This is a genomic window from Synechococcus sp. HJ21-Hayes (genome assembly GCF_024345835.1).
GTDB lineage: Bacteria > Cyanobacteriota > Cyanobacteriia > PCC-6307 > Cyanobiaceae > Vulcanococcus.
Genome location: NZ_JAGQBW010000013.1, coordinates 75,456 through 92,027 on the forward strand (window position 1 = coordinate 75,456; position 16,572 = coordinate 92,027).

19 protein-coding genes are annotated in these 16,572 nt (G+C 68.1%); 9 read left to right on the forward strand and 10 right to left on the reverse strand.

What is annotated here, in order from left to right:
• Positions 1–286: 286 nt before the first annotated feature.
• Genes hemB through KBZ14_RS11250 form a run of 4 tightly spaced genes read left to right on the forward strand, consistent with a single transcriptional unit; the run spans position 287 to position 3,385 of the window.
• Complete coding sequence (gene hemB, locus KBZ14_RS11235; protein WP_255118416.1) at positions 287–1,288, forward strand: porphobilinogen synthase; 1,002 nt, start codon at positions 287–289, stop codon at positions 1,286–1,288.
• Positions 1,285–1,524, forward strand: a complete 240-nt coding sequence (locus KBZ14_RS11240; protein ID WP_255118417.1) for a hypothetical protein — start codon at positions 1,285–1,287, stop codon at positions 1,522–1,524. Before hemB ends, KBZ14_RS11240 begins: the two co-directional genes overlap by 4 nt.
• Positions 1,521–1,727, forward strand: coding sequence for a hypothetical protein (locus KBZ14_RS11245; protein ID WP_255118418.1), 207 nt, complete (start codon positions 1,521–1,523; stop codon positions 1,725–1,727). Before KBZ14_RS11240 ends, KBZ14_RS11245 begins: the two co-directional genes overlap by 4 nt.
• Complete coding sequence (locus KBZ14_RS11250) at positions 1,727–3,385, forward strand: TolC family protein (protein WP_255118419.1); 1,659 nt, start codon at positions 1,727–1,729, stop codon at positions 3,383–3,385. The genes KBZ14_RS11245 and KBZ14_RS11250 overlap by 1 nt, the downstream gene beginning before the upstream one ends.
• Here the strand turns inward: KBZ14_RS11250 and KBZ14_RS11255 are convergent.
• Both KBZ14_RS11255 and KBZ14_RS11260 read right to left on the reverse strand, forming a co-directional pair.
• Positions 3,352–3,564, reverse strand: a complete 213-nt coding sequence (locus tag KBZ14_RS11255) for a hypothetical protein (RefSeq protein ID WP_255118420.1) — start codon at positions 3,562–3,564, stop codon at positions 3,352–3,354. The genes KBZ14_RS11250 and KBZ14_RS11255 overlap by 34 nt on opposite strands.
• Positions 3,561–4,820: an NHLP bacteriocin system secretion protein gene (locus KBZ14_RS11260; protein ID WP_255118421.1), complete on the reverse strand. Its 1,260-nt coding sequence runs from the start codon at positions 4,818–4,820 to the stop codon at positions 3,561–3,563. The genes KBZ14_RS11255 and KBZ14_RS11260 overlap by 4 nt, the downstream gene beginning before the upstream one ends.
• Positions 4,821–4,869: 49 nt before the next feature.
• On the opposite strand from KBZ14_RS11260, the gene KBZ14_RS11265 reads away from it, so the two are divergent.
• Together KBZ14_RS11265 and KBZ14_RS11270 are read left to right on the forward strand one after the other, a co-directional pair.
• Positions 4,870–5,283, forward strand: coding sequence for a VOC family protein (locus KBZ14_RS11265; RefSeq protein ID WP_255118422.1), 414 nt, complete (start codon positions 4,870–4,872; stop codon positions 5,281–5,283).
• Between the two features lie 11 nt (positions 5,284–5,294).
• Entirely contained in the window at positions 5,295–7,724 is a 2,430-nt protein-coding gene (locus tag KBZ14_RS11270; protein WP_488657340.1) for an endonuclease MutS2, read from the forward strand.
• Between the two features lie 10 nt (positions 7,725–7,734).
• Here KBZ14_RS11270 and KBZ14_RS11275 read toward each other — a convergent pair whose 3' ends face one another.
• Positions 7,735–8,982: an ABC transporter ATP-binding protein gene (locus tag KBZ14_RS11275; RefSeq protein ID WP_255118424.1), complete on the reverse strand. Its 1,248-nt coding sequence runs from the start codon at positions 8,980–8,982 to the stop codon at positions 7,735–7,737.
• 39 nt (positions 8,983–9,021) lie between these two features.
• Between KBZ14_RS11275 and cgtA the strand changes: the two genes are divergently transcribed.
• Positions 9,022–10,011 carry an Obg family GTPase CgtA gene (gene cgtA / locus KBZ14_RS11280; protein ID WP_255118425.1) on the forward strand — a complete coding sequence of 330 codons (990 nt, stop codon included), beginning with the start codon at positions 9,022–9,024 and terminating at the stop codon, positions 10,009–10,011.
• Between the two features lie 24 nt (positions 10,012–10,035).
• Here cgtA and KBZ14_RS11285 read toward each other — a convergent pair whose 3' ends face one another.
• On the reverse strand, positions 10,036–10,254 hold the full coding sequence (locus tag KBZ14_RS11285) for a CP12 domain-containing protein (RefSeq protein ID WP_255118426.1): 219 nt from the start codon (positions 10,252–10,254) through the stop codon (positions 10,036–10,038).
• 156 nt (positions 10,255–10,410) lie between these two features.
• Here KBZ14_RS11285 and KBZ14_RS11290 point away from each other — a divergent pair, with 156 nt between their 5' ends.
• Positions 10,411–10,905 (forward strand): hypothetical protein, encoded by a 495-nt coding sequence (locus KBZ14_RS11290; protein ID WP_255118427.1) that lies wholly within the window; start codon positions 10,411–10,413, stop codon positions 10,903–10,905.
• Here the strand turns inward: KBZ14_RS11290 and KBZ14_RS11295 are convergent.
• The 3 genes from KBZ14_RS11295 to KBZ14_RS11305 are packed head-to-tail and all read right to left on the reverse strand — an operon-like array spanning position 10,894 to position 14,461.
• Positions 10,894–12,852: an ABC-F family ATP-binding cassette domain-containing protein gene (locus tag KBZ14_RS11295; protein ID WP_255118428.1), complete on the reverse strand. Its 1,959-nt coding sequence runs from the start codon at positions 12,850–12,852 to the stop codon at positions 10,894–10,896. The genes KBZ14_RS11290 and KBZ14_RS11295 overlap by 12 nt on opposite strands.
• The gene (locus KBZ14_RS11300; RefSeq protein ID WP_255118429.1) at positions 12,849–13,499 is read right to left on the reverse strand and encodes a DUF2301 domain-containing membrane protein; all 651 of its coding nucleotides are present in this window, start codon (positions 13,497–13,499) and stop codon (positions 12,849–12,851) included. Before KBZ14_RS11300 ends, KBZ14_RS11295 begins: the two co-directional genes overlap by 4 nt.
• Positions 13,496–14,461: a glutathione S-transferase C-terminal domain-containing protein gene (locus KBZ14_RS11305; RefSeq protein WP_255118430.1), complete on the reverse strand. Its 966-nt coding sequence runs from the start codon at positions 14,459–14,461 to the stop codon at positions 13,496–13,498. The genes KBZ14_RS11300 and KBZ14_RS11305 overlap by 4 nt, the downstream gene beginning before the upstream one ends.
• A 60-nt stretch (positions 14,462–14,521) precedes the next feature.
• On the opposite strand from KBZ14_RS11305, the gene KBZ14_RS11310 reads away from it, so the two are divergent.
• Complete coding sequence (locus KBZ14_RS11310; protein ID WP_255118431.1) at positions 14,522–15,463, forward strand: aspartoacylase; 942 nt, start codon at positions 14,522–14,524, stop codon at positions 15,461–15,463.
• Here KBZ14_RS11310 and KBZ14_RS11315 read toward each other — a convergent pair.
• From KBZ14_RS11315 to KBZ14_RS11325, 3 genes are read right to left on the reverse strand one after another with little or no spacing between them, the layout of a single operon-like run.
• A complete protein-coding gene (locus KBZ14_RS11315; protein ID WP_255118432.1) occupies positions 15,442–15,810 on the reverse strand; it encodes a hypothetical protein in 369 nt (122 codons plus the stop codon). The two genes, KBZ14_RS11310 and KBZ14_RS11315, sit on opposite strands and share 22 nt — an antisense overlap.
• Positions 15,811–15,816: 6 nt before the next feature.
• A complete protein-coding gene (locus tag KBZ14_RS11320) occupies positions 15,817–16,158 on the reverse strand; it encodes a hypothetical protein (protein ID WP_255118433.1) in 342 nt (113 codons plus the stop codon).
• A gap of 32 nt (positions 16,159–16,190) precedes the next feature.
• The gene (locus KBZ14_RS11325) at positions 16,191–16,340 is read right to left on the reverse strand and encodes a hypothetical protein (protein ID WP_255118434.1); all 150 of its coding nucleotides are present in this window, start codon (positions 16,338–16,340) and stop codon (positions 16,191–16,193) included.
• Positions 16,341–16,572 lie beyond the last annotated feature (232 nt).

Genomic DNA, 16,572 nt, shown 5'->3' on the forward strand with positions numbered 1-16,572 from the left:
GCAAGGGTGGCTTCCCGCCTGTCCCTTACTCATCTATCTCGATGAGATCTATGCCTATTCCTATTTGGTCTGCCTGGGGATCTTCCTCTTGTTTCTGGTAGGGACAAACGCCCACGCCCGGGCCTCTGAGGAGTCATTGGCTGAGGTTGCGCGCCGCGTCAATCGCCTGGATCGCATCTGCCAGGTGAGCGCTGTGATCGGTTTCCTGGTGGTGGTGGTTCTGGGTTGGTGCGTCTGAGCTCGTGGCGCCCAGCTCTCTAGGATCGCCCGGAGATTTTGGCCCTGCATGGAGCTCAGCTACCGCCCCCGCCGGCTGCGTCGTACGCCTGCCCTGCGGGCCATGGTGCGGGAGACCCATCTCAGCGCCGCCGATTTCATCTATCCGCTGTTCGTGCACGAAGGGGCCACGAACGAGCCTATCGGTGCCATGCCCGGCTGCCAGCGCTGGAGCCTGGAGGGGCTGGTGCAGGAGGTGGGTCGCGCCTGGGACCTGGGTATCCGTTGTGTGGTGCTGTTCCCCAAGGTGAGCGATGGCCTCAAAACCGAGGATGGAGCCGAGTGCTTCAACGAGGGTGGCCTGATCCCCCGTGCCATTCGCCGGCTCAAGCAGGTGCACCCCGGCATGGCGATCATGACCGACGTGGCCCTGGATCCCTACTCCTGCGATGGCCATGACGGCATCGTGAGTGGTGAGGGCGTGGTGCTCAACGATGAGACCGTGGCCATCCTCTGCAAGCAGGCCGTGGTCCAGGCGCGCGCCGGCGCCGACCTGATTGGCCCCAGCGACATGATGGATGGCCGTGTTGGCGCCATTCGTGAAGCCCTCGATGAGGAGGGCTTCGAGCAGGTGGGGATCATCAGCTACACGGCCAAATACGCCTCCGCCTACTACGGGCCCTTCCGGGAAGCCCTGGATTCGGCGCCCCGTGCCGCAGCTGGCAAGCCGATCCCCAAGGACAAGAGCACCTATCAGATGGATCCGGCCAATGCCCGCGAGGCCATCACCGAGGCCCAGCTCGACGAGCAGGAAGGCGCCGACATCATGATGGTGAAGCCCGGCCTGGCCTATCTCGACATCATTCATCGCCTGCGCGAGGAGAGTGAGCTGCCGATTGCCGCCTACAACGTGAGCGGTGAATACGCCATGGTGAAGGCCGCCTCCGAGAGGGGCTGGATCGACGAGCGTGCCGTTGTGCTCGAGACCCTGCTCTGCTTCAAGCGTGCCGGTGCCGATCTGATCCTCACCTATCACGCCTGTGATGCGGCTGCATGGCTGAAGCAGGGTTGACGTCGCTGCGGCCGCGGCCCTCCATGCGTTGGGTGGTGGATGGTTTTTTTGTGGGCTGGGTCTATGGGCCCTGGCTTGTGGCTGCCATCACGTTTGTGTTGGCCCTGCGCCTGTTGATTGATGCAGATTTCAGTAACCATGGCCATGGCTGGGGATTGATCGGTAGCGCCGCCATCTGCTTCTCCATCGGTTGCGTCTGTAAGACCTCCTGGGGCCTGGCCCAGCGCAAGCGATGACCCGCGGTCAGCTGCGCCTACTGGTGACCTTGCCTTGGCTTGCATCCGGGGTGGTGCTGTTTGTGGTGACCAAGCTCCAGCAGGGGGGTGCTCAGGTGCACTGGTCGCTGTTCGGCAGCGGCATGATTTGCTTCTCGATCGGCTGCCTTGCCCGCACCAGCCTCGGCCTGGCCCAGCCCCCCCGCCCGGACCGCAGATCCTGATGGGCCCTCGTTTGCGCTGCCCTTGCTGGCTGCTGAGCCTGCTGGGGTTGTTGTCCATGGCCAAGGGGCCCTTGGCCTTGGCCCAGCAGCGGCCGCCTTCGCCGCTACTGCTGCGCAGCCTCGAGGCTTTTGCCCGTGATGTGCAGCGGTTGGATCAAACGGTCCCGGACGAGAACCCTGCCGCCCCTCCGTCCCCCTTGAGCGCGGCAGAGCTGCAGGCCATCGATCTGCCGGCTCCATCAGCCCTGGCCTTGCCCAACCAGGCGTCTGCCCTCACCGTGCAGCGTCGGGTGCTGCTCTCGCTGCCCCAGGCCCTGGCCTTGGCGGTGCGCAACGACCCCGATCTCGCCGAGCAGGTGGCGGCCGTGCGGGAGCGCCAGGGGCTGCTGGCGGCGGTGCAGGGCCGCTTGCTGCCGGAGCTGGGCCTGGCGGTGGGGGGAGCCTTCAGTCAGCTGAGGGCGTCCAGCGTTGTCTGGCAGGACAACGCCGGGCTCTATCCGGCGGACTCGCCTTTTCTGGTGGAGCCCAACGGTCGCAACACCATCCAGACCAACCTGGGCCTCGGCTCTGCCGCTCTGCGGCTCGATTACGAGCTCTTGAGCTTTGAACGCTCCGCCGCCCTGGGGCAGTTCGGCGCCAGCCTGGGGGAGGCGCGCCAGCGCTATGCCAACCGGGTCCGTCAGCTCCAGCTGGAGGTGAGTGAGGCCTACTACGGGCTGCAGCTGGCCGATCAGCTCTGGCGGATTCGCCAGGCCGTGACCCTCAACGACACGGTGGTGCGCGATCAGGTAGCGGCCCTCAAGGCCAGTGGCCTGGTGCCTCGGGTCGACCTGCTGCGAGCTGAGGCTGATCTGCAGCAGGGCCGCTTCCGCCTCTCCCAGGCGGATGCCCAGCGCCTCAGCCGCCAACGCCAGCTCAGCAACTTGATCAATGTTCCCTTCGACGTCACCCTGGTGGCACCGGAGGCGATCCGCCTGCTGCCGCCCTGGCCCCTGGATCTGCAGCAGACCCTGATGCGCGGCTGGACGCAGAATCCCCAGTTGCTGGCCCTGCAGCAGGCGCGCCAGGCCCTGCTGCTGCAGGCGGATCGCCAGGCGGCCAGCCTGTTGCCGAGCCTGCGGCTGTTCGCCCAGGCGGGGGTGGCCGATGGCCTCGCAACTCGCCCGGTGGTGCAGCTCGAAGGCTGCTGCTCGGAGTCCGTGATTCCCCAGGTGAACACCGGCAGCGCCGACTGGGCAGCCGGCGTCAGCTTGAACTGGAAGCTGTTTGATGGTGGGGTGAGCGCGGGCCAGGTGAGCGCCAGCCGTGCTGCGGCCCAGCGCACCGAGCAGGCCAGTGCCAGGGAGCGCAATGCCATTCGCCAGCGTCTGGAGAGCGCCTACTTCGATCACACGGCATCGCTGGATCAGATCCTGGCGGCCCGCGCCGCCTATCGCGCCGCCCGTGAGGCCTTCCGCGATGTACGGGCCCGCTACCAGCTGGGCCTGGCGGACTACACCGATGTGAGCGACACCATCCGGCGGCTCACCGAGGCGATGGAGGCCCGCGCTGAGGCGGTCACCCTGGCCAATGTGAGCTATGCCCGCCTGCTGCGGGAACTGCTGCCGGTGTCGGATCGGCCGGATCAATCGGTGGTGCTGCCGCTGGTGTTGCCCTGATCCAGCCGCCGGTTGCGCCAGGCCAGGCTGCGCCACAGCAGTAGCACCAGCAGGGCCGCGAACCAGAACCACACCTCCGGGGCGTTGGCGTGTAGCAGCACCACCAGCAGCGCCAGCTGCAGGGCTACAAACGGCAGTTCCCGCCGCAGGGGAGGGTGGAGCCGGTCCCAGATCTTCATTGTTGCCTCAGTTGCGGGGTGGCCTGGCGCTCCTGGCGCAGGGTTCGGTAGCTGCCGGTGAGGTCCCTCAGGGCCGGCACCACGTAACTCAACGGCGTGCGCCACTCCACATAGCCATGGGCCTTGAGGGTGAGCCCCTCACGGATCGGGAACACAGTGCTGCCCTTGGACAGGGTCCAGCGGTAGCCGTCGCCCTGGATGGGTTGGCGGCGCAGGTTGATCTCGGCGCGCATCACCGGGCCGTCCTTCACCAGGGATTCGGCAAGCTGGGGGTTGCCCATGGTGGTGTCCACATCCTCACGGGTAGCGGGCAGCAGGCTGACCCGCTCCACTTCCCCCAGCATCCCGCCGAAGCGGGCGCGCTCATTCCAATCCGGCACCACCTCCACCGGCAGCCCCTCGGGTAGGCGGCGTGCATCGGCGGGGGCGAAATAGGCCACGGCCTGGAGGCCATCGGCCTTGGGGCCACCGAGGGTGCCCAGGCGCTGGCCGGCCTTCACCGTCTGGCCTCGCACCACCTGAATGTCCAGGATCTGGCCGTCCCGTTCGGCCAGCAGGGTGCCGTCGTAGCGCAGGCGGGTGCGGGTCACCTGGATGGAGCGGCGCAGCTCGTCGATGCGGAAGCGGCGCTGCAGCTGGCTGGTTTCCACCTCCAGCTTCACTTTCTGGTAGGCGTCGATGGCCTCCTTCTCGCGGATCTTTAATTCCTCTGCGGACACATCGAGCTGGGTGGCCCGGTCTTCGGTGGACACCACCTCCTGGGCCAGGGGCGCCACCACTTCCTGGCGGGCCAGATAGCGGAAATCGCTTACCTTCTGGTCGTAGGTGGCTCGCAGCCCCCGGTAGCGGCCCAGATCCTTGGCCAGCTTGGCCAGAGCTGTGTCGCGGACCCGCTGGGCCGAGGCCAGGCGCAGGCCATCGCGGCGGTTGAGGTCGTCGTTGAGCCGGATCAGCTCCCGCAGGTCGCGCTCCTGGCGCCGCAACTCCTGAGCCAGGGTGGGCAGATAGAGCTCCAGCAGCAGCTGGCCGCGCCGCACCCGTTCGCCAACGCGCACGGGGATCCGCAGGATCTGTCCCGGGGCGCGGGCATCCATCACCGTGGCTCCCCCCGGCACGATCAGCACACCACGGCCTACCACCTCCGTGGGCACGCGCCAGAAGCAGAACCAGCCGGCCGTGAGCAGGCCCACGCCCGCCAGGGCCAGGCCCACCTGGCCTTCGGGATCGGCGGCGGCACGCAACAGGCGTCGGCGCATGGGTTCATGGGCTGTCGTCCCAGAATGGCGCCACACAGCAAGTGCGCTGATGACCCCCCCGCCACTCCATCGCCTGGGCCACGTGGCTCTGCGCGTCCAGGACATGGAGCGTGCCAAGGCCTTCTACAGCTCCCTGGGCCTTCGCCTCACCTGGGATGCGGTTGACTGGGCTTACCTCCAGTGGCCTGACAGCGGCGAGGGCGTTGCCCTGCTCAGCCCCGACTACAAGGCAGCCGGGCCCCACTTCGCCTTCCATTTCCAGCAGCGCGCCGAGGTGGACCAGGTGCATGCCCAGTTGGAGGCGGCGGGGCACCGCTGCGGCCCCGTGCACGATCATCGCGACGGAACCGCCTCCTTCTACATGCAGGATCCCGAGGGCAACTGGCTGGAGATGCTCTACGAGCCCGCTGAGGGACTGCCTTCCAACATCGGTGCCGCACCGATTGCCACTGGCCGGGTGTGAGCGCAGGCGCTGTGCACGACATCCAGGCCGAAACGCTGGAGCTGCTGGAGTGGGCACGCCTGGGGGAGCACGTGGCTGGCTTTGCCGGCACGACCGCCGGCCGCAGCCTCTGCCTGCAGCTCCCCTTGGCGCCGGATCGGGCCGAGAGCCAGCGCCTGCTGGCTGAAACCACCGAGCTGCTGGCCCTCGATGGCCTCACCGAGGGTGGCCTCAACTTCCAGGGCGTGGCGGATCTGAGCCGCACCCTGCAGCTCTGCGCCAAGGGCGGCATCGCTCCGGCCGACGACCTGCTCGCCGTGGCCACCACCCTGGCGGCGGCGCGGCGCCTGCGCCGCCAGATCGATGATCCCGATCTGCGTCCGGTGACCACCGCCCTGGTGGAGGAGCTGCGCACCCTGCCGGAGCTGGAGCAGCGCCTGCGCTTTTGCATCGACGATGGTGGCCGGGTGGCCGATCGGGCCAGCCCCCCCCTGGCGGAGTTGCGGCGACAGATCGCCGCCACCCGCGCCGACCGCCGCGATCGCCTCAATGGGCTGCTGCGGCGTTTCGCCGCCCTGTTGCAGGACAGCGTGGTGGCGGAGCGCAATGGCCGGCCGGTGCTGGCGGTGAAGGCCGGAGCAGCCAGCCAGTTGCCCGGCCTGGTGCACGACAGTTCGGCCTCTGGCAGCACGGTGTTCATCGAGCCCCAGGCGGTGATCCCCCTGGGCAATCGCCTGCGCCAGCTCGAAGGTCAAGAGCGCGAGGCGGAGCTGGCGGTGCTGCAGGGGCTCAGCAGCTTGGTGGCCGGCGAGCAGGAGGCCCTCACCCACCTGCAGCAGGTGCTGACTCAGCTCGATTGCGGCGTCGCTCGCGCCCGCTACAGCGCCTGGCTGGGGGCGGTGCGCCCTGAGCTGGAGGCCGATGCCTTGGCCCCGCTGGTGCTGGAGGGCCTGCGCCATCCCCTGCTGCTCTGGCAGGAGCGGCGGCAGCAGGGCCATCCGGTGGTGCCCGTGGCCGTCACGGTGGGCTCCCAGCTGAGGGTTGTGGCGATCACGGGCCCCAACACCGGCGGCAAAACTGTGACCCTCAAGAGCGTGGGCCTGGCGGTACTGATGGCGCGCGCCGGCCTGTTTCTGCCCTGTAGCGGCACGCCTCGCTTGCCCTGGTGCGCCCAGGTGTTGGCGGATATCGGCGATGAGCAGTCGCTGCAGCAGAACCTCTCCACCTTCAGCGGCCATATCCGCCGCATCGCGCGCATCCTCGAGGCCTTGCCACCCCCAGGCAGCGACCTGGCGGCCACCGCCGGTGCCTCGCTGGTGCTGTTGGATGAGGTGGGGGCCGGCACAGATCCCACCGAGGGCACGGCCCTGGCGATTGCCCTGCTGCGGCAATTGGCGGAGCGGGCCCGGCTCACGATTGCCACCACCCACTTCGGGGAGCTCAAGGCGCTCAAATACAACGATGCGCGCTTCGAGAACGCCTCCGTGGCGTTTGACGTGGAGACCCTCTCGCCCACCTATCACCTGCAGTGGGGCATCCCTGGCCGCAGCAATGCCCTGGCCATTGCCGCGCGCCTGGGGCTGGAGGGGGCCGTTCTGGATGAGGCCCAGCAGTTGCTGGCCCCCCGCGGGGAGGGGGAACTCAACCAGGTGATTGCGGGGCTGGAGAACCAGCGCCAGCGCCAGCAGGAGGCCGCCGAGGAGGCCGCTGCCCTGCTGGCGCGTACGGAACTGCTGCACGAGGAGCTGCTGCAGCGCTGGCAGCAGCAGAAGGATCAGAGCGCCGAGCTGCAGGAGCAGCGCCGCCAGCAGCTGGAACGCTCGATTCGCGATGGCCAGAAGGAGGTGCGGCGCATCATCCGCCGGTTGCGCCAGGGCCGGGATGTGGATACGGCGGCCCTGGGCGAGTCGGCCCGCCAGGCGGGTCAGCGGCTCAAGAAGCTGGAGCAGCAACACCGCCCTGTGCCGGAACGGCGTGATCACCGTGGCTGGCTGCCGCAGCTGGGCGATCGGGTGCGGGTGCTCTCACTGGGCAAGGCAGGTGAGGTGCTGGCACTGTCCGACGATGGCCGCGAACTCACCGTGCGCTGTGGCGTGATGCGGCTCAACCTGGAGCTCTCGGCCATCGAGGGGCTCCACGGTGAAAAGCCCTCCCCACCGGAGCCGATCAAAGCGCAGGTGGCGATCAAGAGCCGTCGCCATCCCGCCAGCCGCGGACCCGAGGTGCGCACCGAGCGCAACACCGTGGATGTGCGCGGCATGCGGGTGCATGAGGCGGAGGCCGCCGTGGAGGAACAGTTGCGCGTGGCCAATGGTCCGCTCTGGGTGATCCATGGCATCGGCACCGGCAAGCTCAAGCGCGGCCTGCGGGAGTGGCTGGCTGGCGTGCCCTATGTGGAGCGGGTGAGCGATGCCGACCAGGGCGATGGAGGCCAGGGCTGCAGTGTGATCTGGCCCAAATAGGCCGAGGCCGTTAGCCGAGCTGGGGCAGCAGCGGTTCCGGGCCATTGGCTCCAGCCACGGGCTCCGGCCGGGGAATGGCTTCCCCACTGGCATCGAACAGGCGCCAACCGCTGGGGTCCACCTCCAGGTGCACCGTCTGACCCGGCACCAAGGTTTGGTCTGGCTCGGCCCGCAGCTGCACCAGGTGATCCCCCTCCAGCAGGCGGCAGGTGAGCAGTTGCTCATTGCCGAGGGCCTCGCTGTGGCTCACTTCAGCGGCCAGGTTGCGATTGGTCGCAGGGGCCAGTTTGAGGTGTTCGGCCCGCAGCCCGCCGGTGAGGGCGTCCGGCTGGCCCAAGGCCTGCCAGCGGTTCAGGGCTGCAGCCATGGGCTCCTCCGGCAAGAAGCGCTTGTTTCCCAGCTGCAGCTGGCCGCCGCCCACGCTGAGCACCGGCAACAGATTCATCGGGGGGCTGCCGATGAACTGCGCCACGAACAGGTTCGAGGGCCACTGGTAGAGCTCGATCGGCGTGCCGAGCTGCTGCAGGCAGCCTCGGTTGAGCACGGCGATGCGGTGGCCCATGGTCATGGCCTCCACCTGGTCGTGGGTCACGTACACGGTGGTGGTGCCAAGACGGCGCTGCAGCTCCACGATCTGAGCGCGGGTGCCGGTGCGCAGCTTGGCGTCGAGGTTGCTGAGGGGTTCGTCCATCAGAAACACCGCCGGTTGGCGCGCGATGGCGCGCCCCAGGGCTACCCGCTGCTTCTGGCCGCCGGAGAGTTCCTTGGGCAGCCGGTCGAGCAGGCCCTCCAGCTCCAGGGTTTCCGCCACATCGCGGATGCGTTGCTCGATGCGACTTTCGCGGCTGGAGGGGAAGCGCAGGGGGGCAGGCAGCTGGCGGCTGGCGCGGTGCAGGCTGTCGCCCAGTTGCTGCAGCGGTGTACGGGCCCGTTGACGGCGCAGGCCGAAGCTGATGTTGTCCGCCACGGTGAGGTGGGGATACAGGGCGTAGCTCTGGAACACCATGGCCACATCCCGCTGGGCGGGGCGCAGCCCGGTGACGCAGCGATCCCCCACAAATACCTCACCGGAGGTGGGGGTTTCCAGGCCAGCTAGCAGCCGCAACAGCGTGCTCTTGCCACAGCCCGATGGCCCCACCAGCACTAGGAATTCACCGTCGGCGATGGCTAGATCCAGTTGCCGCAGCACCTCCACTGGTGCGCTTCCCCGCCTGGGCGGATAGGTTTTGCTGACCTGCTGGAAGCGAACCTCTGCCAAGACGGGTCTTCTCGAGGGCCCGATCCTAGGGTTGCTCAAATGCAGTTCATTGATCAGGCCCGCATTGCGGTGCGCGCCGGCCGCGGCGGCGACGGCATCGTGGCCTTCCGACGCGAGAAGTACGTGCCCGCCGGCGGCCCCTCTGGGGGGGATGGCGGCCGGGGGGGCGATGTGTGGCTGGAGGCCGATGTGAACCTCCAGACCCTGCTCGACTTCAAATACAAGCGGTTATTTGAGGCCCAGGAGGGCCGCCGTGGCGGCCCCAACAAGAGCAGCGGCGCCAGCGGCGACCACCTCACCATCAAGGTGCCCTGTGGCACGGAGGTGCGCGACCTGCGCACCAACATCCTGTTGGGGGATCTCACCGAGAAGGGCCAGCGGCTGCTGGTGGCCGCCGGTGGTCGCGGCGGCCTCGGCAATGCCCACTACCTCAGCAACCGCAACCGCGCCCCCGAGAAGTGCACCGAGGGCCGTGAGGGGGAGGAGTGGAACCTGCAGCTGGAGCTCAAGCTGCTGGCCGAGGTGGGCATCATCGGCTTGCCCAACGCCGGCAAGAGCACCCTGATCTCCGTGCTCTCCGCCGCCCGGCCCAAGATCGCCGACTACCCCTTCACCACCCTGGTGCCCAACCTGGGGGTGGTGCGCCGTCCCACCGGCGATGGCACCGTGTTCGCCGACATCCCCGGCCTGATTGCGGGGGCGGCCCAGGGTGCTGGCCTGGGCCACGATTTTCTGCGCCACATCCAGCGCACCCGGCTGCTGATCCATCTGGTGGATGCCAGCTCCGAGGATGTGGTGCGAGACCTGGCGGTGGTGGAGCAGGAGCTGGCCGCCTATGGCAACGGTCTCGATGAGCGGCCTTGTCTGGTGGCGCTCAACAAGACCGAACTGCTGCTGGATGAGGAGCTTGAGGAACGACTGCAGCAGGCCAGCGACCACTGCGGCCGGCCTGTGATGGCGATCTCTGCGGCTACTTCGAAAAATCTGGACCAGCTCCTCGCCGCAACTTGGCGGGAGCTGGGGATCTGAGCGGCAACGGCTGGGCCGAAAGGCTCAGTCGTCGTAGACGCGGCACTCGGGGGCTTCGGGGTTGAGGTCGCAGTACACCTCCAGGGAGCTGGGGTCGTGCTTGTCCTCAGGGTGGTGGGCCTTGTACTCCTCGAGGCCCTTGAGTTCCTCTTCGAGGTGACGCACTTTGGCCTCGTCGCCGACCGCCTTGGCCGCTTCGATTTCGGTCTGGTCCTTGGCGATGTGCTCGTCGATGGTGTTCATGAAAGGGGCCGGAGATCCTCAGGCCGCTCGACGTCGAGCCCACCATACGAGTCGTCACCAGGGGGTGGCGCCCTTTGTGGCGGGGTTCTGATTTCGTCCCCCAGCGGCCACACTGGGCCGCCGTGGCTAGCAGAAGAACAGACGCCACAGCTGCCCATGGCACGCATCACGCAACGACGGGATCGTCATTTCATCGATGCTGATGGCCAGCTCTATTGGATCAACGGGCCCGATCAGCACTGCTACCTGTCCGAGCAGCGCCAGTGGCGCTCAGGCCTCAGTTTTGATGAGGTGCTCGAGTGGAAGCAATGTGCTCCCAGCGGTCGGGTGAGTCAGCGCTTCAGCTCCGTTCAGGCCGCCTGTGAGGCCTTTGAGCACCGTCAGGTGCAGTGGACGCTCGATCTCTACCTGCGCCACATGGGCGATGAGATGGCCCTGCAGCGCGGCGCCGACGATTACAAGCCCACGGCCATCAAGCAGCAGGAGGCCCAAGGGGGGCGGGTGCGTCAGCAGCCCTGGCAGGGCACGGTGTTGCCCTCCCCCCGTTGTGACCTGGCGGCGCGGCCGGGCTGCGGATTCGGCGAGTTGCCCCATCTGCGGCGGCGGCGGCGGGGGGCCTCGGTGCCCGCCACTCCTGGCTCAGGCGGATAGCTCGCTGAGTTCGAGCCACCGCTCTTCGCCTGCCTCGATCTGCGCCAGCAGCGCCGAGAGTTCTTGGGTGAGGGCCTCCAGGGCCGTGTAGTCGCTGCCGTTTGCCCCCATCAGGCGTTCCAACTCGCTGCGCTGCTGCTCCCAGGCCGGCAGGTTGGTTTCGAGTGCGGCCAGCTCGCGGCTTTCCTTGAAGCTGCGCCGCCGGGTTTTGCTCGGGGCGCTGGGCTTGTCCGGGGCAGGATCTTTTTGAGCGCTGGCGTCCGGGGGCGCCGGCTTGGAGATGGCTCGTGTGGCTGGTTGGCTCGCGATGGCGGCCTGGCGGTCCAGGTAGGCGCTGTAGTTGCCCTCGAAACGCTGCAGCTCGCCGTTTTCGAAGCTGAACAGGCGGTCCACGGTGCGGTCGAGGAAGTACCGGTCGTGGGACACCACCACCACGCAGCCCCGAAAGTCCTCCAGAAAGTCCTCCAGCACGGTGAGGGTATGGACGTCGAGGTCGTTGGTGGGCTCGTCGAGCAAGAGCACGTTGGGGGCTTCGATCAGAAGCCGGCACAGGTGCAGCCGCCGCCGCTCGCCGCCCGAGAGCTTGCTCACTGGTTGGTGCTGCTGGGCGGGCGGGAACAGGAAGCGCTCCAGCAGCTGCGAGGCACTGAGTTGGCTGCCATCCACCTCCACGGTGCTGGCCGCTTCCTTCACCACATCAATCACCTTCTTCTCGAGGACCTTGGTGTTGCCCAGCACCGTTTCGGAGTGCTGATCGAAGTAGGCCAGCTTGACGGTGCCGCCCAGCTCCAGGCGTCCGCCATGGGGCCGGCGCCGGCCGGCGATCAGATCCAGCAGGGTGGATTTGCCCGAGCCATTGGGGCCAATGATGCCGATGCGATCTTCAGGGCTGAAGTCGTAGCTGAAGGCCTTCAGCAGGGGGGTGCCGCCGGCCGTGCGGGCTTCGTCGGTGGCCCACACCGCCAGATCTTCAGCTTCGATCGCCCGCTTGCCTAGTCGCCGCTGGTTGCTGGCCAGGCTGATCTGGCCCTTGGCTTGCCGCTTGGGGGCCTCCTGCATGGCCTCGATGCGCTGGATGCGGGCCTTCTGTTTGGTGCTGCGGGCCTTGGGGCCCCGCTTGAGCCACTCCAGCTCCCGCCGTAGGGCCCCCTTGAACTTCACCTCGCTGGCGGCCGCGGCGGCTTCTTCCTCCGCCTTGCGGGCCAGGTAGTAGGCGTAATTGCCGCTGTAGCTGCGGGCTTCGCCGCGATCCACCTCCACGATCCGGCGGGTCACCTGGTCGAGCACGTAGCGGTCGTGGGTGATCAGCACTAGGGCGCCACTGAAGCGCTCCAGATAGCCCTGCAGCCACTGGATGCAGTCGGCGTCGAGGTGGTTGGTGGGTTCATCCAGCAGCAGCACATCGGGCTCGGCCACTAGGGCGGAGGCCAGGGCCAGGCGCTTGCGGTAGCCGCCGGAGAGTTCCCCCACCTTGCGCTGGGTGTCGCCGATGCCGAGCCGCTCGAGCACCTCGCGGATTTGCTGCTCCAGGTCCCAGGCCTGGCTCTGGTCCATGCGGGCATTGAGGCTGCCCAGTTCCGCCAGCAGGGCCGTGTCGTCGCGGCCCTCGGCATGGGCATGGCCCAGGGCATCGCTCAAGGCCGTGTAGCGGCCCAGCAGCTCCATCTTTTCGCCGCTTTCGGCGAACACCTGTTCGAGCACCGTGCGCTCCGGATCCATCTCCGGTTCCTGGCTCACCAGCACGATGCGGGCCTGGCTAAGAACCCGCCGCTCGCCGGCGCCGGGGGGCTCCAGGCCCGCCAACAGCCGCATCAGGGTGCTCTTGCCCGCCCCATTGGGGCCAATCAGCCCCAGCCGCTCCTTCTCCCCCACGTGCAGGGTGAGGTTGTCGAACAGGGTGCGGATGCCGAAGTCCTTGCGGACTCCCACCAGGCTGATCAGGCTCACGCTTTGGAGGGCTGGCGTTGACCCTCCAGATAAGCAAACACACTCTTGTCGCCTACGTCGGCCGCGGCTGGCATCGGGAACTTGCGCAGGGTGAGCAGCAGCAGCAACGCTGCTTCGATGGCCAGCAAGGCGCCGCAGGCAGAGGCCTGCAGCAGGCCACTGAGATGGCCTAGCAGAGCGGTCGGGAGCAGCAGCGTCACGCCGATGGCCTCCGCACGCTGAAAGCAGAAGAACTCCTTGAAGCCGATGCCCGCCAGGGCGGCGAAGAAGGGCCCCACGGCCCAGATCCAGCGGCCGTTTGCGGCCAGGCTCGTGGCCATGGCCCCCGGGCCCACCGCTAGCCCGAGGCCGAGAAAGCCCAGGCAGCCCACCAGCCAGAACAGCTGCAGCGCCCGGTGCAGGGGCCGCAGATAGATGTGAATCCAGCGCAGGGCCAGGCCCAGCCCCACGGCCATCGGCAGCAGCCAGGGCCAGAGCGCCGCGGAGCCCAGCCAGTGCCACTGGGCCAGTAGCCCGGCCTGGGCGATGGCCACGGTGAGCAGCGCCAGGCGGTAGCCCAGCACCTCGCGCCGGTCGCGGGCGGTGATGCTGAAGGGTCCGTAGACCCCCTCGAAGACGGGATCACCGGCGAGGGTGGTGCTGCTCATGGCTGCTTGCCGGGTTTGGCCTGCACCAGTGTGGCCAAGTCGGGCCCGGCGGGCACGATGCCGGAGGGATGCAGCGGGAACAGGGCTCCGAAGTAGTCCTGGCGCCAGGACTCCGCAAAGCAGGTGGCCGCCACCTGTGGCAGGTCATAGATGCGCTGGCGCCAGGCCCAGAGGGCCGGGAAGTGCCACAGCGGTTGGCGGCTCACGCCGAACAGAGGGGTATACACCATTTCCAGGCGGATCAGGGTGGGGAACAGCTGCACATCCGCCAGGCTGAGCGCCTCGCCGCAGAGCCAGGGGCCGGCGCCTGCCAGGGCCTGTTCCGCCTCTTCCAGGGCGGCGAACAGCTCGGCCTCGGCCCGGTTGTAGGCGGCCTGGTTGCGGGCGAAGCCGCAGCGGTACACCCCGTCGTTGACGGCGTTCTGGAAGCGGTCGCGCCAGCGAGCGATGGCCGGTTTGAGGGCCAACGGCTCCAGATCCGGAACGCCATCGGGAGCGGGCCAGTCGTTCAACAGTTCGATCAAGCGGGCGCTCTCGCCCACCACGATCTGGCGGTTGGCACGGTTCACCAGCACCGGCACCGTGGCCCGCTGGCTGGGCTGAGCGCCGCAGCGGCGGTAGAGATCCTGCAGGGTGTCGCAGTCCTCAAAGGCGGCGCTGAAGCGCCAGCGGCCGGCCTCTGGATCCGGCTCCACCACCAGCAGCTCGATGGTGTCGGCCAGACCCCGCAGGGCCCAGGTGAGCCAGGCCCGGTGGGCCCAAGGGCAGCTGCGCCCCACGATCAACACGTGGCCGTGGGGCTGGTGGGCCGTGGCAGGTAGGGGCGGTTTGGTGCTGAAGGCGGCGGGGGGCCGCCTGTAGTTGCCCCCGGCATCGGCGGGGCCCAGCCCGCCCATCAGTTGCTGCCATTGCCACCGCCAGGCGCAGCGGGCTGCGGCCACCGCGGCGGGAGGAACGGACATGGGCGCGGCGGGGCAACTGCTGCCAGGCTGACGCAGAACGCTGGATGGAGCAGGCCGGAGATGGCGCAGGGGCGGGTGCTGGTGGTGGCCGCCACCCATGGCAATGAGCGCAATGCCCCCTGGCTGCTGGAGCACTGGCGCCAGCAGCCGGATCTGCTGGCCCGCCACGGCCTAGAGCTGCAGCTGGTGGTGGGCCATCCCCAGGCGCTGGCGGCCAACACCCGCTATCTCGACTGCGACCTCAACCGCAGTTTTTCCCTGGAGCTGCTGGCAGATACCAGCCGCCAGGAGCAGGAGATCCAGCGGGCCCGCGCCCTGCTGGCGGCCCATGGCCCCGGCGGCACCAACCCCTGCGCCGTGGTGTTCGATCTGCACAGCACCACCAGTGCCATGGGCAATTCCCTGGTGGTGTACGGCCGGCGCCCGGCGGATTTGGCCCTGGCCGCGGGCATCCAGGCACGGCTGGGGCTGCCGGTGTATCTGCACGAGGCCGATCCGGTGCAGACCGGTTTTCTGGTGGAGCGCTGGCCCTGTGGGCTGGTGATTGAGGTGGGGCCGGTGCCCCAAGGACTGGTGAGTGCACCGATCTGCCGCCAGACCCAGCTCGCGCTTGAAGCCGGCCTGGACACCGTCGCCGCAGCGGCGGCGGGGCGGTTGCGGCTGCCCCAGGCCCTCACCCTGCACGTGCATGCCGGAAGTGTGGATCTGCCACGGCGTCCTGATGGCACGCCAGCCTCCGCCCTGCACCCGCGCCGGCAGCACCGCGACTGGCAGCCCCTGGAGGCTGGCGATCCGCTGTTCTGGAGCCCCGATGCTGGAACCCAGGGCTTTGTTCCTTCAGAGCCGTTGGACCCGGCAGCCCGTTGGCCGGTGTTCATCAACGAGGCGGCCTACGGCGAGAAGGGCATTGCCCTGAGCCTTACCAGGCGCGAGCGGTTGGCCTGTGAGGGGGTCTGGGCCGAGGCCCTCACGCAGCTGGCTCAGCGTGGTGCTCCGTTGTAGAGCAGGTTCACCACGGTGCGGCCATCGGGGGAGATCAGCAGTTCGGTTTCCGTGGTGGCGGGCAGGCCGAGTTGCTGCCAGCCCGGGGCTCCACCCAGGAACTTGTAGAGGTAGCCGTCGCTGTTGGTCTGCACCAGGCAGGAACCACCGGAGAAGTCGGTGTTGAACATGCAGGCGGCCGGCCGGTACACGGTGAGTCCGCCGTTGAGCTTCACCGCGGTGTTGCGGGCCAGGTTGATGGCGCGGACGCTGGAGTAGGTGCCGGGGCCTGCCTGGGCCCGCACCTGCGGTGCCGCCGTAAGGCTCAGGGCTGTGAGGGCCAGGGCTGGGATTGAGAGGGTGCGCATGGGGATTCAGCCGCAGGCGAGGGTGCTTTGCTCCTGGGTGCATTCCAGATCGCTCTGGGAGCCATCAGCCCAGTAGATGCGCAGGCTGTTGGATTCTGCTCCAGTGCGATAGGTGAGCGACTTCACCACCCCGGCGGGAGGCTTGCCCGCCTTGTCGGCGGTGTCGGCCGCCTGCGGATTGGCCTGGCGCTGTTCCAGCTGCTGCACCCGCAACTCCAGGCGGTCGAGCCGCTGGCGTTCGGCTGAGGGGCCGCTCGCTTGGCAGCCAGCCAGCGCCGAGGTAAGCGACACGGTGAGCGACACGGTGAGCGACACGGTGGCAACAAAGGGGATCGAGCGCAGCCGCATGGGCCCAGCACCGTTGGGGGAGCCCCGCTCTCTTAGCAGTGCCCACCGGGATTGGCCACGCGCTCGCTCCAGTAGACGACAGCCCCGCTCTGCTCGAGCTGCTGGCGTCTCAAGCGGGCCTCATGGATGGGCACGGTCACCGCACCGCGCTCGCCATCCATGTCCCAACAGATCAGAACCACTGAGGCACTCCACACAGGAATCTAAGAAAAATCTTAAGTCGCAAATGGGATTGCTGCGAGAAAGGGGCGCTTTGGGGCTGATCTGCTTCGTGGCTCTTCACAGAACGCGCAATGTTCCGTTACGTTGTGGGAGGCGTCGGCTCCGGCCGCTGCCCTACTTACCGCCAAAAGCCTTCGGGCACGCGGCATTTCTTTCCCGTACTCATGACCACCACTCTCCAGCAGCGCCAAG

What these genes read in the sequence shown, in the direction of transcription:
- hemB (WP_255118416.1), top strand. Translation starts at nt 287, where the DNA reads ATGGAGCTCAGCTACCGCCCCCGCCGGCTGCGTCGTACGCCTGCCCTG.
- KBZ14_RS11245 (WP_255118418.1), top strand. Translation starts at nt 1,521, where the DNA reads ATGACCCGCGGTCAGCTGCGCCTACTGGTGACCTTGCCTTGGCTTGCA.
- KBZ14_RS11250 (WP_255118419.1), top strand. Translation starts at nt 1,727, where the DNA reads ATGGGCCCTCGTTTGCGCTGCCCTTGCTGGCTGCTGAGCCTGCTGGGG.
- KBZ14_RS11255 (WP_255118420.1), bottom strand. Translation starts at nt 3,564, where the DNA reads ATGAAGATCTGGGACCGGCTCCACCCTCCCCTGCGGCGGGAACTGCCG.
- KBZ14_RS11260 (WP_255118421.1), bottom strand. Translation starts at nt 4,820, where the DNA reads ATGCGCCGACGCCTGTTGCGTGCCGCCGCCGATCCCGAAGGCCAGGTG.
- KBZ14_RS11265 (WP_255118422.1), top strand. Translation starts at nt 4,870, where the DNA reads ATGACCCCCCCGCCACTCCATCGCCTGGGCCACGTGGCTCTGCGCGTC.
- cgtA (WP_255118425.1), top strand. Translation starts at nt 9,022, where the DNA reads ATGCAGTTCATTGATCAGGCCCGCATTGCGGTGCGCGCCGGCCGCGGC.
- KBZ14_RS11285 (WP_255118426.1), bottom strand. Translation starts at nt 10,254, where the DNA reads ATGAACACCATCGACGAGCACATCGCCAAGGACCAGACCGAAATCGAA.
- KBZ14_RS11290 (WP_255118427.1), top strand. Translation starts at nt 10,411, where the DNA reads ATGGCACGCATCACGCAACGACGGGATCGTCATTTCATCGATGCTGAT.
- KBZ14_RS11300 (WP_255118429.1), bottom strand. Translation starts at nt 13,499, where the DNA reads ATGAGCAGCACCACCCTCGCCGGTGATCCCGTCTTCGAGGGGGTCTAC.
- KBZ14_RS11305 (WP_255118430.1), bottom strand. Translation starts at nt 14,461, where the DNA reads ATGTCCGTTCCTCCCGCCGCGGTGGCCGCAGCCCGCTGCGCCTGGCGG.
- KBZ14_RS11310 (WP_255118431.1), top strand. Translation starts at nt 14,522, where the DNA reads ATGGCGCAGGGGCGGGTGCTGGTGGTGGCCGCCACCCATGGCAATGAG.
- KBZ14_RS11315 (WP_255118432.1), bottom strand. Translation starts at nt 15,810, where the DNA reads ATGCGCACCCTCTCAATCCCAGCCCTGGCCCTCACAGCCCTGAGCCTT.
- KBZ14_RS11320 (WP_255118433.1), bottom strand. Translation starts at nt 16,158, where the DNA reads ATGCGGCTGCGCTCGATCCCCTTTGTTGCCACCGTGTCGCTCACCGTG.